The sequence below is a fragment of the Sphingorhabdus sp. genome (assembly GCF_041737645.1).
GTDB lineage: Bacteria > Pseudomonadota > Alphaproteobacteria > Sphingomonadales > Sphingomonadaceae > Sphingorhabdus_B.
In genome coordinates, this window is sequence record NZ_JBGSRI010000062.1 from 30028 (window position 1) to 43867 (window position 13840).

Below are 13840 nucleotides of genomic sequence, written 5' to 3' on the forward strand. Positions count from 1 at the left end.
ATATGGCCGAAGCGAAACGCATCCTGTTGATCGTCTCTGGCGGTATTGCTGCCTATAAGGCGCTGGAACTTGTCAGATTGCTCAAGCGCCAGGGCATTGCCGTCCGTGCGGTCATGACGAAAAGCGCCACCGAATTTGTCACACCGCTATCGATGGGCGTGATGACCGAAGATCAGGTCTATGGCGACATGTTCGACCTGAAAGAAGAACGGGAGATCGGGCATATCCAGCTCAGCCGTCAGGCCGACCTCGTCGTTATTTGTCCAGCGACCGCAAATTTATTGGCCAAAGCGACCGCGGGTATTGCCGACGACCTTGCAACAACGATCCTGCTGGCCACCGACAAGCCGGTTTTCGCCGTGCCAGCCATGAATGTCCGTATGTGGCAGCACCCCGCCACACAACGTAATCTGGCGCAGTTACGGGCCGATGGTATGATCATCATGGAACCAGACAAAGGCGCAATGGCGTGCGGCGAATATGGTCCTGGCCGCCTGCCCGAACCGCCTGCAATCGCCGAACGCATTTGCGCGATGCTTGGACACAGTTTTGATTCTACATTGACCGCCGGGCGTGCTCCTACAACTTTGGAAGCGCAGCCCGATTTTGCAGACATCACGCACCGGCCGCTATTTGGAAAACGCATCCTTGTGACCGCTGGCCCGACCCATGAAGCAATTGATCCAGTGCGGTACATCGCCAACCGATCGTCTGGCCGGCAAGGTTTTGCCATAGCTGAGGCCGCTGCCAAAATGGGTGCCGAGGTCACGTTGATCGCTGGTCCGGTACATTTGGTTACGCCGCCCGGTGTAATCCGGATCGACGTGGAAACCGCTCTTGAAATGCAGGCCGAAGTCGAAAAGGCCCTGCCTACCGATGTGGCCATAATGGTTGCTGCGGTTGCCGACTGGCGCGCCACCGAAGCACCCGATCAGAAGATAAAGAAAGATGGCAAAGCTATCCCGCCCCTAATATTAACTGAAAATCCTGACATCCTCGCAAGTCTTGCGCAGCATAAGGAAAGGCCGGGTCTGCTCATCGGATTTGCCGCAGAGACAGAAAAAATTGCCGAACATGCGCAGGCCAAGCTGGCGAAAAAGGGGTGTGACTGGATTGTGGCCAATGATGTTTCAGGCGATGTAATGGGTGGCGCGAACAACGCCTTTCACATTGTGACCCGCGACGGAATTGAAAGCTGGCCATACAGCCCGAAGGACGTCATCGCTAGAAAACTCATGGAAAGGGTCGCCGATGCGCTCGCCCAAGGTTGAAATACATGTGAAGAGACTCAACCATGGCGCGGGCCTTGCCATGCCCGATTATGCCACCGCCGGTGCCGCTGGCATGGACATTTGCGCAGCGGAAAGCCTGACGCTGCGGGTGGGCAAACGCCATGCGGTGGCGACAGGATTCGCCTTTGCCATTCCCGACGGCTTTGAAGTGCAGGTCCGCCCACGGTCGGGCCTTGCCTTGAAACATGGCATCACCTGCCTCAACACACCCGGAACGATCGACAGCGATTATCGCGGGGAAATCAAGGTCATTCTGGCCAATCTGGGCGAGGACGATTTCCCCATTTCGAAAGGCGACCGTATCGCGCAAATCGTCGTCGCGCCTGTCACCCATGCGTCGATGGTCGAAGTCGAGGATTTGGACGATACCGCGCGCGGTGCCGGGGGCTTCGGTTCGACAGGGATATGACGCTGAACGATCAGCAGCTTGACCGCTATGCGCGCCACATTGTGTTGCGCGATATCGGCGGTTCGGGACAATCCCGGCTGTTGAAAAGCCATGTGCTGCTGATCGGTGCAGGCGGCATCGGTTGTCCCGCCATCCAATATCTCGCCGCGGCGGGAATCGGAACAATCAGCGTCGTGGATGATGATGTCGTGTCATTGTCCAATCTGCAGCGGCAGATACTCTATAGCGAAACGCAAATTGGCGAACCCAAGGTGCAGGCGGCGGGGACCGCAGTGCACCGTTTGAATCCGGACGTAAACTTCCACGCCCGGCAAAACCGGATTGATCACAGCACCACGTCCGACTTTCTGGATGAAGTAGATGTCGTTATCGACGGCAGCGATAATTTTGCGACACGGCTCCTCGTCAATGACCTTTGCCTGTCAGCACAGGTCCCGCTCGTCAGCGCCGCCATAGGCCAGTTCCATGGGCAGATTGGTACCTTCACAGGATGGCAGCCCGACGCGCCTTGTTATCGCTGTTTCGTAGGCGACGCGCATGATCCGGATGATTGCGACGATTGCGCCACCCAAGGGGTTCTGGGGGCCATGTGCGGCCTGATGGGCAGCTTCGCCGCGATGGAAGCAATCCGTGTGTTGACCGGCTTTGGCGATCTTCAAACAGGCAAGCTCCACATTTTTGACGGCATGACGCCATCCATGCGGAGCATTAAATTGCCTAAGGATCCGGCTTGCAACAGTTGTGGCATGCCATCGTCCTAATCGGATTGCTGGCGTAATAATTCGTCGACCCACCCCGGCACCACTTCCGTTGCAGGGCCGTGCCGTGCTTCGTCGAACCAATGGCTTCCCTGACTAGGCTCAAGATTCAACTCGAGAGTTCGAACACCTTGCTCACGTGCTTCGCGCACAAAGCCCGCGGCAGGATAAACCGCCCCCGACGTCCCGATGCTGACAAACAGATCGGCCCGGTTCAATGCGGCATAGATTTCCTGCATCCTGTAAGGCATCTCGCCAAACCATACGATATCCGGACGCATCTGCCCCGCCGTACCACAAGTTGGACAGGCCGGACGCTCGATTAGAGTGCCCAGCCAGCGGTGCCGCTCGTCGCACGATAAACACCATGCGTTCAAATGCTCGCCATGCATATGCAATAGCCGCGTCGCCCCTGCCCGTTCGTGCAAGTCATCGACATTCTGTGTCACGATCAACAATCCGCCATTCCACGCAGCATCCAGCCGTGCCAGAGCATTGTGGGCCGCGTTCGGTTCTACTTCCTGAATCCGCGCGCGCCGCATATCGTAAAAGCGCAATACAAGTTCAGGATCACGGGCGAAGGCTTCGGGTGTGGCGACATCCTCGACACGATGCTGTTCCCACAATCCGCCTGCGCTGCGAAACGTATCGATGCCGCTTTCGGCGCTGATGCCTGCGCCAGTCAGTATTACGATGTTCCTAATGTTGGTCACTATTCTATCCATTGTCATGCCGAACTTGTTTCAGATACCTAATCTAGTAAGACCTTCGATTGAAATCACCAGAGGTGAAACAGGTTCGGGATCCGGGATATGAAAATTGGTATTATCGGCAGCGCAGGGCGTATGGGGCAAGCGCTTGTTGAAGCTATTATGGAAGCCGGGCAAACCCATGCAGGCGGCGTCGACAAGGGAGGTGATGTTATAGCACTTGTCGCGGCATCCGATGTGCTTGTCGATTTTTCCAGCCCTCTCGGGCTAGAGGCCAATCTCGACGCCTGCATCGCTGCCAGAAAGCCGATTGTCATCGGCACCACAGGCTTGGAAGAACGGCATCATTATCTGATCGACGATGCTGCGCGCGACATTCCGGTTTTGCAGACCGGCAACACCTCGCTTGGTGTAACCATGCTTGCCGCGCTGGTGCGTCAAGCAGCGGCGCAATTGGGCGATGACTGGGACATCGAAATTTTGGAAATGCACCACCGGCACAAGGTAGATGCCCCCTCGGGCACCGCGCTTTTATTGGGCGAGGCAGCCGCCAAGGGGCGCAATATAGATTTAAAAGCTAACAGCCAGCGTGGACGCGACGGCATTACCGGCGCACGACAAACAGGTACAATCGGTTTCGCCAGCCTGCGGGGGGGAAGCGTCGCTGGCGACCATGCTGTCATATTCGCGTCAGACAATGAACGTATCGAACTCATCCATCGCGCCGAAAACCGCGCAATCTTTGCCAAGGGGGCGGTGAAGGCGGCAATATGGCTGCTGGACCGGAAAGCAGGGCGCTTCGGAATGGATGAGGTTCTGGGGGTTTAATAGCCACTACCGCGTGGAATTCAAGGAACGGGCATAATCTCTAGACGACTTATGAAAAAAGCCGACATTTTCGAATTTTACCGCCGTCTTGCGGATGCCAATCCGTCGCCGGAGACGGAGCTTGCTTATGGCAATGTTTACCAGTTGCTAGTCGCGGTTGTATGTTCGGCGCAATCAACTGATGTCGGGGTAAACAAGGCGACCAGACAATTATTTGCGAAAGTGGAAACGCCCGATCAAATGCTCGCTTTGGGCGAAGCTGGGTTGAAAGAGCATATCAAGACCATTGGCCTGTTCAACGGCAAGGCGAAGAATGTCATTGCGCTGTCCGAAATATTGGTTCGCGATCACGGTAGCGAGGTACCCGCCGACAGGGATGCACTGGAGGCTTTGCCGGGCGTCGGGCGTAAAACCGCCAATGTCGTCATGAACACAGCATTCGGGGCCGAGACATTTGCAGTTGATACCCATATTTTTCGTGTTGGAAACCGCACCGGTCTTGCGCCGGGTAAAACTGTTCTGTCGGTGGAAAAAGCGCTCGACAAACGCACGCCTAATCCATTTCGTATTGGCGCACATCACTGGCTGATCCTGCACGGTCGCTATATTTGCAAGGCGCGGACACCCGAATGCTGGCGCTGTCCGGTTGCAGATTTATGCCGTTTCAAGCCGAAGAGCCCGGCGCCGAAAGGCAAGTCAGTTACCGTTCAGGTAGGCTGAGATAACCGTGTAAGGTGGCCCTGCCTAACTCGGGAGAGAGACGATGAAGACCTCTTTGATAATTTTAACAACCCTTGCCGCGATGACTGGCGGTGCCGCAGGGCTATCGGCCAAAAAAGAGCCGACGCCGGTTCGTGCCGTCGGTGAGCCCGTCAACTGTGTTTCGTTAAGCCGTATCCAATCGACAGACGTGATCGACGACAGCACCATTGATTTCAAGATGGCAGGCGGAAAAACATACCGCAATTCATTGCCTTATAGCTGCCCCGGCCTGAAATTCGAAGACCGTTTTTCCTATAAAACGTCGATCAACCAATTGTGCAGCGTCGATATCATTCGCGTTTTGAACAATTATGGCGGGCAGTTGTCCGAAGGTACAGGCTGCGGCTTAGGCAAGTTCCAACCTGTCGAAAAAATAATCGCTACAAACTAAACACACGCATCCTGAAATATTTTTCGCCGATGGCGGCGTGTGTTTATTTCCCTGTCCAGTTGCCTGGCCGCTTTTCCACAAAGGCGGCCATGCCTTCTTTTTGATCCTCTGAACCAAACAGCCCGTGGAACAGTCGACGTTCGAACACGACGCCTTGTTGCAAGGTTGTTTCATAGGCCGCATTGACCATCTCTTTGGTCGCAATCGCCGCAAGCGGAGCCATGGCCGCAATCGCAGCGGCGGTTTTAATTGCTTCCTCAACCAGATCAGCGGCTGGAACAACCTTCGCAACCAGTCCCGATCGCTCGGCTTCTGCGGCATCCATCATGCGGCCGGTCAGGCACATTTCCATGGATTTGGCTTTACCAATTGCACGCGTCAACCGCTGCGACCCGCCCATTCCAGGGGTCACAGCCAACTTGATTTCAGGTTGACCAAATTTGGCATTGTCCCCTGCAATGATAAAGTCAGCCATCATCGCAAGCTCGCACCCGCCGCCCAATGCGAAACCATTGACTGCCGCAATCCAAGGCTTGCGCGTGGCCGTTACCTTGTCATATCCGGCGAAGAAATTGGTACCGTACATTTCAGCAAAGCTCTGCGTCGCCATTTCCTTGATATCGGCCCCGGCGGCAAATGCCTTTTCGCTGCCGGTAAGAACGGCACAGCGTTGGCTGTCATCGGCATCAAAGGCAGAAAAAGCAGCGATCAGATCGCTTAAAACCTGACTGTTGAGCGCATTTAACGCTTGCGGGCGGTTCAGCGTGATCAGGGTCACAGCCCCACGTTGTTCAACCAGAATCGTTTCAAAACTCATAATGGCTTCCATTCTTCCATCACCGGCAAAGGCGCAAAAATCGCATCCAGATATTCATCAGTCACGTCGCCGGGCGTTGCCGGGTTCCATTGCGGGGCATTGTCTTTGTCGACGATTACGGCGCGAACACCTTCGGCAAAATCAGGAAGGACAATAACCCGACTGGCGATGCGATATTCCATTGCCATGTTTGCGGCAAAGTCCCCACATTTCAGGCTTTCATCCAGTTGCCGCAACGCGACCTTGCACGTTTGCGGGCTTTTGCTGCGTAAAGTTGCACATTCACGCATCGCCCATTCGCCGTCATCTGCGTCAAGGCTGGCGAGTATTTCCTCAAACCGGTCAGAGGCAAAATGACGGTTAATCTGGAAAAGTGTTTCAACAATTTTCGACGGCGGGGGCGTAACAGATACAGTCCCAAGGATTCCGTCGATGCGATCGATATCTTCGGCCCCTATTCGTGCTTTGGCATCGGCCAAAGCTTCGCTCGGCACATAATGTGTGGCCAACCCCAAGGAAAGGCATCCCGACCCTGCAATGCGCGAACCGGTCAACGCAAGAAATTGTCCGACCCGCCCTTCAAGCCGCGACAAATACCAGCCGCCACCCACATCGGGGAAAAGTCCGATGCCGGTTTCAGGCATCGCAAAGCGCGTATTTTCTGTTGCAACCCGAAATTTTGCGGGCTGGCTGATGCCAACGCCGCCGCCCATCGTAATCCCGTCCATGAAAGCCACAACAGGCTTTGGATAGGTGAATAGCAAATGGTTGAGTTGATATTCATCGTGAAAGAATTTGCGTGCTGATTCCCCGCCATCGGTCAAAGCGGAGTTACGAAGGAATGCGATATCACCGCCCGCGCAAAAACCGCGACCTTCGGCATGTTCGATGATGACGCATTTTACCTTAGCCGAATTGCGCCATTTCAACAGCGCGTCGGTCATGGCGTGCACCATTTCCAGCGTCAATGCGTGTAAGGCCGATGGGCGGTTCAAACTTATGATCCCGGCATGACCTTCCATGCGGGTTAAAATATCCTGGCTCATTGGCGTAGCAGGTCCCGACCAATAATCATTCGCATGACCTGATTGGTTCCTTCCAGAATCGAATGGACGCGTAAATCCCGCCAGAATCTCTCGATCGGATAGTCACGCAAATACCCATATCCTCCAAATAGTTGCAAGGCGTTGTTAACAATCTCGCTACCGCTATCTGTCGACAACCGCTTTGCCATAGCAGAAAAGCGGGATTTGTCGGGTGCGTTTGCCGTCACCTTGGCTGCGGCAATATACAACAGGGCGCGAGCCGCCTCCAAATCTGTCGCCATATCCGCCAGCATGAATTGCGTATTCTGGAAATCGGCGACCGGTTGCCCGAACTGCTGCCGGTCTTTGGTGTATTTGATCGCTTCATCCAAACAGCGTTGCGCCCCGCCCAGCGAACACGCACCGATATTAAGCCGTCCCCCGTCCAGACCCATCATGGCAAAACGGAAACCATCGCCTTCGGCGCCAACCCGGTTTGCAACCGGAACCCTGCAATCTTCAAAAATAACCTGCGCGGTGGGCGAAGCGTTCCAACCCAATTTCTTTTCGGGCGCGCCAAAGCTCAAACCCGGCGTGTCCTTTTCAACCACAAGGCAACTTATGCCCTTTGCGCCATCATCTGCGGTTCTGACCATAACGACATAGACATCATTATAACCCGCGCCCGAAATAAACTGCTTCGTGCCATTCAAAACATAATGGTCCCCGTCCAACCGGGCGCTCGTCTTCAACGCGGCCGCGTCGGAACCGCTACCCGGTTCGGTCAGGCAATAAGATGCAATTTTTTCCATGCTTATCAGTTCTGGCAGGAAACGGGACTTCAGTTCTGCGCCGCCAAAACAATCGATCATCCATGCCGCCATATTGTGGATCGAAATAAACGCGCTTGTTGCCGGACAGCCATACGCCATCGCTTCCATTATCAAGGCCGCTTCAAGCCGCCCAAGGCCGGTACCGCCAGATTCTTCCGATACATAGATAGCGCCAAAACCAAGCTCGCCCGCAGCCTTCCAGACGTCCACCGGATAATGGCTATGCTCGTCCCATTCCGCCGCAAAGGGGGTTATGGCATCGGCAGTGAATTTGCGTGCCATATCCTGTATGGCAACTTGATCTTGGGTCAGGTCAAATTGGTTCTGCATGGCGTCGCCCTAGCATCGCAATTTCAACATATCCAGCCAATAGCGGGGGGCCTTTACATAATGATAGGCAGCCCCCTCGCTCCTGTCCCCGGGCATATCAGAGCATCGCGCCAAAAAAGAACTTGGCGAACCACCCCCCGCCCTGCTAATCGCGCCGCACAACGAAAGCACCCATAGCTCAGCTGGATAGAGCGCTGCCCTCCGAAGGCAGAGGCCAGAGGTTCGAATCCTCTTGGGTGCGCCACGCAGTCCTTAAAATCACAGTTATCCAGAGACTTTTGTTGGTCCGCGCCGAAAGCGGCGGACTTCCGCGCGCTTTGGCGGGTGCAAAATTCGTCCAGAAGCCAGATTGGTCTCTGTTGTGAGATGATTTGTCAAAAAAATAGGGCCCGTCTCAGGGGCCCAAAAAACAGACTTCTGTTGGAATGTGCGAGGGGTCAGCCGAATCCGAGCGCGCGCTTCTGGTCGGCCCAATCGAGTGGGAGCTCGGCGGCAAGGAGCTTGGCTGGTGTGAGTTTAAGGGGCTGACGACCTTCAACAATTGCAGTGACAATTTCGGGCGCGAGGCAGGCTAGCTTTGCAACCTTCATCATCCGGACACGGCATCGACCCTGCTCTGCGGCGAGAGCAGGAATTGATTTGTCAGGGTTGTCGGTGATCTGAGCCATGATTGTTCGAGATTCTGCAAGCAGCGCGACGAGCTTTTCGTCGCGCATTTGGATATCGGTTTCCGCTGTTGGTGCCGGAATGACTAGTCGTAGTGCTTTTCCCCGTCGCAGCCTGATCGCCTGACGCTCGATCGTGAGATTCGTAGGCGCCGGCTGAACGGTGTTGTCGGCTCTAATGATGTTGAGCAGGCTGCGGTTGTCCATCCGGATAACAACACGGTTCTCGTTTAGTTCGATACGGTCCAGTACGTTTCGAAGGATTTCCTGCTTTCTTGCATATTTCGCAGCGCCAAGTTCGGTCGCCAGTTTGTAGCATCGTGAGATCACATTGTGCAGCTGTTCACTTGTGTAAGAGCCATCCAGCAACATGCTTTGCGTATGGCTGCCGGATGCCAGCGTTTGAGAAAGCTGGTCAACGACGATGTTCTCGATGTCGCGAGCGCTGACGCGGGACGCCGTTGAGTCGCCAAGAGTTTCATAGCGGTTTGCGTAATAATGGAAGCGGCGATTTCCCTTTTGGGTATGGGTAAGGACCATCGCCCTGCCCTCGCCATCATATATTAGGCCTGCGAGCACACCTGTTCTGGGACTTACTTTGCGCGAACTGCCGCCCTGCCCCTGCGTTGCAAGCTTCAATTGGACCTGATTCCATAGCTCTTCGGTGATAATCGCTGCGTGCTCGCCGTCAAAGGCTTCGCCCTTATGCACTGTCATGCCGCGATAAATGCGGTTGGACAGGAGGTGGTAAAGATTGCCCCGCTTGAAGTGGACCCCGCCCCTGGTCCCACCATCCTTACACTGCTGGACTTTGGTAAAGCTACCGTTCCGGGCCAGCAGGTCTACTAGCTCAGGAACCGAGCTTGCCGCCAGATACATCTGCATAATCGCGCGAACCTGTTCGGCTTCGGGTACGTTGACGACCAGTTTGCGCTCCACAACATCATAGCCGAGCGGAACGGGCCCGCCCATCCAGATGCCTTTGCGCTTGGAGGCGTAGATTTTGTCACGGATGCGTTCGCCCGTGACCTCGCGCTCGAACTGCGCAAAGGACAGAAGCATGTTCAAGGTAAGTCTGCCCATGCTGGTAGTGGTGTTGAACGACTGGGTAATCGACACAAAGCTTGCGCCCTTGCGGTCGAGGATTTCCACAATTTTGGCAAAGTCAGACAAAGAGCGGGTCAGCCGGTCAATTTTGTAGAGCAGGATGATATCGACCTTCCCTGCTTCGATATCTGACAATAGCTGTTTGAGTCCCGGACGTTCCAGCGTTCCGCCCGAGAACCCGCCATCATCATAGCGGTCTTTGGTGACCGTCCAGCCTTCGTGCCGCTGGCTTAGAGCATAGGCCGTGCACGCATCATATTGGGCATCGAGGCTGTTATACTCCTGCTCCAGACCATCTTCGGTCGATTTGCGGGTGTAGATAGCACAGCGGACGATTTTCTTTGTCCTGTCCATGTCAGGCTGCCTTCGCATTCAGTCCGAAGAACCGTGGACCTGACCAGTGGGCACCCGTAACCTTGCGGGCGATTTCTGAAAGCGATCGGTAGGTATCACTGTCCCACTCGAACCCGCCTTCGGTCGCGGTCACCGCGATGGTCTTACCATTCCATTCGCGAACGAATCTGGTTCCAGGCAATATAGGGCCGCGTCGAGGTAATATTGGCGGGACGGCATCGCTGCTGCAACCGAGCCTATCAAGCTCACGTTCGATGTAGGCGGGCAGTTTGCCGAAGGCCTTCTCCTGCAATCGCTGCGCGATCAGATGCTGCAGCAGGCTTGGTGATGCATGCGGCAAATTTATCCCGGACAGGTCCGACCAGGATTGTCTGAGTTGCACGGGCGATAAAGTCGCCAATCCTTTGAGTTTCGCATCAAGTATATCGGAGCGCGCCATTATACGCCTCCGTTCGATATAATCCGATAGCGGCGCATGCCATCGACCTTATCGCTATCAATGACATGGCCCTTTTTCTTCAATCCGGTCATGAATGATCGCGTTGAATGTGGCTGCCAGCTGGCGAGCGTCGACATTTCTTCGAGCGTCGCGCCGCCTTTGCGCGAGAGCAGGTCGATAACTTGCTGGTTCTTGGTTTTTGGTGCTGACTTTTCGGTTGCGGCAGCCGATTTAGCCGCTGGCGTCGTTGTCATGGTGGTTCTCCATATATGGAACAGCAACATGCTGCTCCCACCACCTGCAGCCCCGCTCCTGCGAGGCTTGCTTACACGGCGATCGAGCCGTGCATCACACACAGACCCATGCTCGGTTGCGCAACGAAGTCGAGTGGATTGTCGCGATTAATGCAGAATATTAGCCTGTTGGAATATCCGGTCCCAGTGCATCGACATCGATCAGCCCCTCGGCAACGATTATACCGGAAATGCGAACGCGCTTTTCGACATGATCGACTGGAACGCGGTGGAGGTCGAGTTTCCAACGACCGCCAATATCACGGCGCAACGCAAAGCCGCCGCCGTCGGCGATGAGCGTGCCTGTTTCGTCGATTCTGCTTCCGATGGTGGACATGCACTGGCACTTACTGGCGAACTCAGCGCCAATCCACTGTATTTGCTATCGTGAAAAGCTGCAGCTCGACTTCGTTCGAGAACCGAGCATTCTTCGATTTATGACAAACCCCACAAACGACAACATTCGGAGGCTGTTCACGGAAATTGGCTGCGTCATGGAGGACGCTAGCCTAATAGCACTCGTCTGGGGAGCCGACGACGAGATCGATGTTACTGCGCGATTCCGAAAGATCTCAGATGCCCACGAGAAAATTGGCCAACTCCTGTTGCAGATAGACCGTGCAAACTGACTTTCGACATCGGCGTAAGCGGGTACTTTGCATGGGCTATCTTACCGAGGAAATGCAAATAGGATCGATCAAGTACTACATGGACGGTTCTTGCAGCGAAGGTGCGGTTACCAGTGGCGGTTTCGATATCCCCCGGGACGGTTGCCGGCCTCTCGCTTGTGGCAACAGAGTTCAGCACCGCAGCAGTTCCAAAATACATCACCGTGTAGCACGCGCTGATGACGATCATAAACAGCGCGCTGCGATCACGCCCCATTGCAATGGTGATTGCCGTAAAGAAAACCGCGTATGACGAGAACATCGTCCACCAGATCGATTTGGGCAGATCGAACGTCCGGCGTTCCTGACTTACTTTCTGAGGCGTGAAAAAATCCTGATAATTGTCCTGCAAATATTCCACCGCACGGGTTTCGGCGGCAATCGTGTTAATCTCCATTAACATGGCTTTTCTCCTTGGTTAGCGCGGCTAGGCCGCCATTATGAAGCGCGATTCCGGTTTGCAGGCTGGCCGCGATTCTTTGAGCGCGGTCACGAAAGAGGCTTGCAGCTTCGGGATTGGAAACCGCATCCGCAACTGCCTCATCCCAAAGGCCCAGCCATATCTGGAAATGTGCAGGTAAAAGTCCAGCTATCGTGATATGCTTGAGCATCGGGTTGCCACGAAAGCGTCCGGACTCAATCGCGATCGAGGCCCAAAAGTCCTTCATACGTTCAAGGTGAGGAGTCCAGTTTTCCACCTTCGACGCGAAGATGGGACCTAGGACCGGATGATCCCGAACCCGAGTATAAAACCCCTCAACCAGCTCCGAGATCAGCGCATCGTCAATGCCCCGTGCTTGCGCGTCAGCGGCCTTTTTATATCTTGCTTGCTCGGCATAAGAAGTTGCGGTCATCAGTTCGACTCCCATATGAGGTATATGATATACCTTATATAGAATTCTTGCATTCATAAGCAATATATAATATGCATCTTTTATGAGATTGACGGTCCAAACCGATTTTGCGTTACGCACATTGATGTTTCTTGGAGCAAGTGAGGGCCATCAAACGATCGAGGTGATCGCGCGCCATTACGGAATTTCCAAAAACCATCTGATGAAGGTGGCGCAGCGCCTCGTCGCAGAAGGCTATGTCGCCAGCGTTCGCGGACGTGGCGGCGGATTGGTGCTCGCCCGCCCGCTTGAGGAGCTCAATCTCGGCACAATAGTTCGCGCGTTCGAGGATGTTGGCACTTTTGTCGAATGTTTCGATCCGGTCACGAACCAGTGCGCGGCGACGCCTGCATGCGGGCTAAAACACATCCTTGCCGGCGGCGTGGCGGTGTTTATGGCGCATCTAGATCAGTTTAGTGTTGCCGATTTGGTACCCGACAAGCTTATATTTGCAGAAGCGTTGGGACTTCCCATCGAGGTCAGCTGAGGTTGGAAAATGTCCTTACAATCTAAAGCAGGACGGCAACAAGTCTCGCTGACCGCGCATTCCGGGGCAAAAAAATGGCTGTATCCTGAACGCACAATTAGATGCCAGTTGTATCCGTTTTCGCTGCTGATCTCACTCGGTACCGTTTTTTCACATTCTATAAATCCAGCGTCCAGGTCCTCTGCTTTATTATTTGGCCAAACGTCTCTTCCATTTTTGACCCAGCCGGTTGCCAATCCGAGTTGCGGTAGGGTTGTGACTCGGAGATGCCGTCATATGTCGTTGCTACCGCTCTTTTGAAACCCAGCCCCCGCGCCTGCGCGACGGCATCTGCGATGAGAGTGGCTCCAATGCCTCGGTCCATGTAGCCGTCGCGCTCGGTTATTCTGAGCTGCTTCGCCCAATGCTTCGCGCACGGCCTTGTCTACAATCTTTGCATATGGCAATTCTGCACGAGTAACTTAGCGAAAAGGAAGCTAGCAGCTAGCAGGATCGCAATTGGGCCTTCCAATGCGCATTCAATCGCCCCTGTTACAAATCCAGCGTCCATCGTTTTATTTCCATATTCTGGCCGAATGCCAGGGTGGATGTCGACCCAGCCGGTTTCCATCCGGCGTTGCGATAGGGTTGCCCGGCGAAGTCCCCATATGCTGTCGCAACCGCATTTTTATAGCCCATCGTCCGGGCCCGTTTGATAGCCTCCGCAATGAGAGAGGCGCCGATGTCGTTTTTCAGAATACGCAGGCGCTCGGTCAGCAGCTCAACGTGCATAACTCCGT

18 protein-coding genes and 1 tRNA gene are annotated in these 13840 nt (G+C 54.7%); 8 read left to right on the top strand and 11 right to left on the bottom strand.

The annotated features are described in order from the left end of the window. Positions 1–2 precede the first annotated feature (2 nt). The 3 genes from ACEW72_RS11765 to ACEW72_RS11775 are packed head-to-tail and all read left to right on the top strand — an operon-like array spanning position 3 to position 2462. Positions 3–1271, top strand: coding sequence for a bifunctional phosphopantothenoylcysteine decarboxylase/phosphopantothenate synthase (locus ACEW72_RS11765; protein ID WP_373476576.1), 1269 nt, complete (start codon positions 3–5; stop codon positions 1269–1271). Further along, on the top strand, positions 1252–1701 hold the full coding sequence (gene dut / locus ACEW72_RS11770; RefSeq protein WP_373476577.1) for a dUTP diphosphatase: 450 nt from the start codon (positions 1252–1254) through the stop codon (positions 1699–1701). Before ACEW72_RS11765 ends, dut begins: the two co-directional genes overlap by 20 nt. Next, positions 1698–2462 (top strand): ThiF family adenylyltransferase, encoded by a 765-nt coding sequence (locus ACEW72_RS11775; RefSeq protein WP_373476578.1) that lies wholly within the window; start codon positions 1698–1700, stop codon positions 2460–2462. Before dut ends, ACEW72_RS11775 begins: the two co-directional genes overlap by 4 nt. Here ACEW72_RS11775 and ACEW72_RS11780 read toward each other — a convergent pair. Next, complete coding sequence (locus ACEW72_RS11780; protein ID WP_373476579.1) at positions 2459–3172, bottom strand: NAD-dependent deacylase; 714 nt, start codon at positions 3170–3172, stop codon at positions 2459–2461. The genes ACEW72_RS11775 and ACEW72_RS11780 overlap by 4 nt on opposite strands. Before the next feature lie 99 nt (positions 3173–3271). Here ACEW72_RS11780 and dapB point away from each other — a divergent pair, with 99 nt between their 5' ends. From dapB to ACEW72_RS11795, 3 genes are read left to right on the top strand one after another with little or no spacing between them, the layout of a single operon-like run. Next, positions 3272–3997 (top strand): 4-hydroxy-tetrahydrodipicolinate reductase, encoded by a 726-nt coding sequence (gene dapB / locus ACEW72_RS11785; protein ID WP_373476580.1) that lies wholly within the window; start codon positions 3272–3274, stop codon positions 3995–3997. 51 nt (positions 3998–4048) lie between these two features. Then, entirely contained in the window at positions 4049–4717 is a 669-nt protein-coding gene (nth, locus tag ACEW72_RS11790; protein ID WP_373476581.1) for an endonuclease III, read from the top strand. Positions 4718–4760: 43 nt separating this feature from the next. Further along, positions 4761–5150 carry a hypothetical protein gene (locus ACEW72_RS11795; RefSeq protein WP_373476582.1) on the top strand — a complete coding sequence of 130 codons (390 nt, stop codon included), beginning with the start codon at positions 4761–4763 and terminating at the stop codon, positions 5148–5150. Positions 5151–5193: 43 nt separating this feature from the next. Here ACEW72_RS11795 and ACEW72_RS11800 read toward each other — a convergent pair whose 3' ends face one another. Genes ACEW72_RS11800 through ACEW72_RS11810 form a run of 3 tightly spaced genes read right to left on the bottom strand, consistent with a single transcriptional unit; the run spans position 5194 to position 8155 of the window. Next, positions 5194–5967 carry an enoyl-CoA hydratase gene (locus ACEW72_RS11800; protein ID WP_373476583.1) on the bottom strand — a complete coding sequence of 258 codons (774 nt, stop codon included), beginning with the start codon at positions 5965–5967 and terminating at the stop codon, positions 5194–5196. Continuing rightward, on the bottom strand, positions 5964–7013 hold the full coding sequence (locus tag ACEW72_RS11805) for an enoyl-CoA hydratase/isomerase family protein (protein WP_373476584.1): 1050 nt from the start codon (positions 7011–7013) through the stop codon (positions 5964–5966). The genes ACEW72_RS11800 and ACEW72_RS11805 overlap by 4 nt, the downstream gene beginning before the upstream one ends. Then, positions 7010–8155, bottom strand: a complete 1146-nt coding sequence (locus ACEW72_RS11810) for an acyl-CoA dehydrogenase family protein (RefSeq protein WP_373476585.1) — start codon at positions 8153–8155, stop codon at positions 7010–7012. The genes ACEW72_RS11805 and ACEW72_RS11810 overlap by 4 nt, the downstream gene beginning before the upstream one ends. Before the next feature lie 167 nt (positions 8156–8322). On the opposite strand from ACEW72_RS11810, the gene ACEW72_RS11815 reads away from it, so the two are divergent. Further along, positions 8323–8399 (top strand) — tRNA-Arg (locus tag ACEW72_RS11815). Between the two features lie 193 nt (positions 8400–8592). Here ACEW72_RS11815 and ACEW72_RS11820 read toward each other — a convergent pair. The 6 genes from ACEW72_RS11820 to ACEW72_RS11845 all read right to left on the bottom strand — a co-directional run bounded on the left by ACEW72_RS11820 (position 8593) and on the right by ACEW72_RS11845 (position 12535). After that, a complete protein-coding gene (locus ACEW72_RS11820) occupies positions 8593–10281 on the bottom strand; it encodes a recombinase family protein (protein WP_373476586.1) in 1689 nt (562 codons plus the stop codon). Between the two features lies 1 nt (position 10282). Then, the gene (locus ACEW72_RS11825) at positions 10283–10720 is read right to left on the bottom strand and encodes a DUF2924 domain-containing protein (RefSeq protein ID WP_373476587.1); all 438 of its coding nucleotides are present in this window, start codon (positions 10718–10720) and stop codon (positions 10283–10285) included. Next, positions 10720–10974 carry a DUF3489 domain-containing protein gene (locus ACEW72_RS11830; RefSeq protein ID WP_373476588.1) on the bottom strand — a complete coding sequence of 85 codons (255 nt, stop codon included), beginning with the start codon at positions 10972–10974 and terminating at the stop codon, positions 10720–10722. The genes ACEW72_RS11825 and ACEW72_RS11830 overlap by 1 nt, the downstream gene beginning before the upstream one ends. Positions 10975–11134: 160 nt before the next feature. Beyond that, positions 11135–11350 carry a DUF5818 domain-containing protein gene (locus ACEW72_RS11835; RefSeq protein WP_373476589.1) on the bottom strand — a complete coding sequence of 72 codons (216 nt, stop codon included), beginning with the start codon at positions 11348–11350 and terminating at the stop codon, positions 11135–11137. Positions 11351–11562: 212 nt separating this feature from the next. Beyond that, positions 11563–12084 carry a hypothetical protein gene (locus ACEW72_RS11840; protein WP_373476590.1) on the bottom strand — a complete coding sequence of 174 codons (522 nt, stop codon included), beginning with the start codon at positions 12082–12084 and terminating at the stop codon, positions 11563–11565. Beyond that, on the bottom strand, positions 12068–12535 hold the full coding sequence (locus ACEW72_RS11845) for a group III truncated hemoglobin (protein WP_373476591.1): 468 nt from the start codon (positions 12533–12535) through the stop codon (positions 12068–12070). Before ACEW72_RS11845 ends, ACEW72_RS11840 begins: the two co-directional genes overlap by 17 nt. Positions 12536–12617: 82 nt before the next feature. Here ACEW72_RS11845 and ACEW72_RS11850 point away from each other — a divergent pair, with 82 nt between their 5' ends. Then, positions 12618–13061 carry an Rrf2 family transcriptional regulator gene (locus ACEW72_RS11850; RefSeq protein ID WP_373476592.1) on the top strand — a complete coding sequence of 148 codons (444 nt, stop codon included), beginning with the start codon at positions 12618–12620 and terminating at the stop codon, positions 13059–13061. Between the two features lie 531 nt (positions 13062–13592). On the opposite strand, the gene ACEW72_RS11855 is transcribed toward ACEW72_RS11850, so the two are convergent. Further along, positions 13593–13840 (bottom strand): hypothetical protein (locus tag ACEW72_RS11855; RefSeq protein WP_373476593.1); only part of this gene is annotated, 248 nt, incomplete at its 5' end.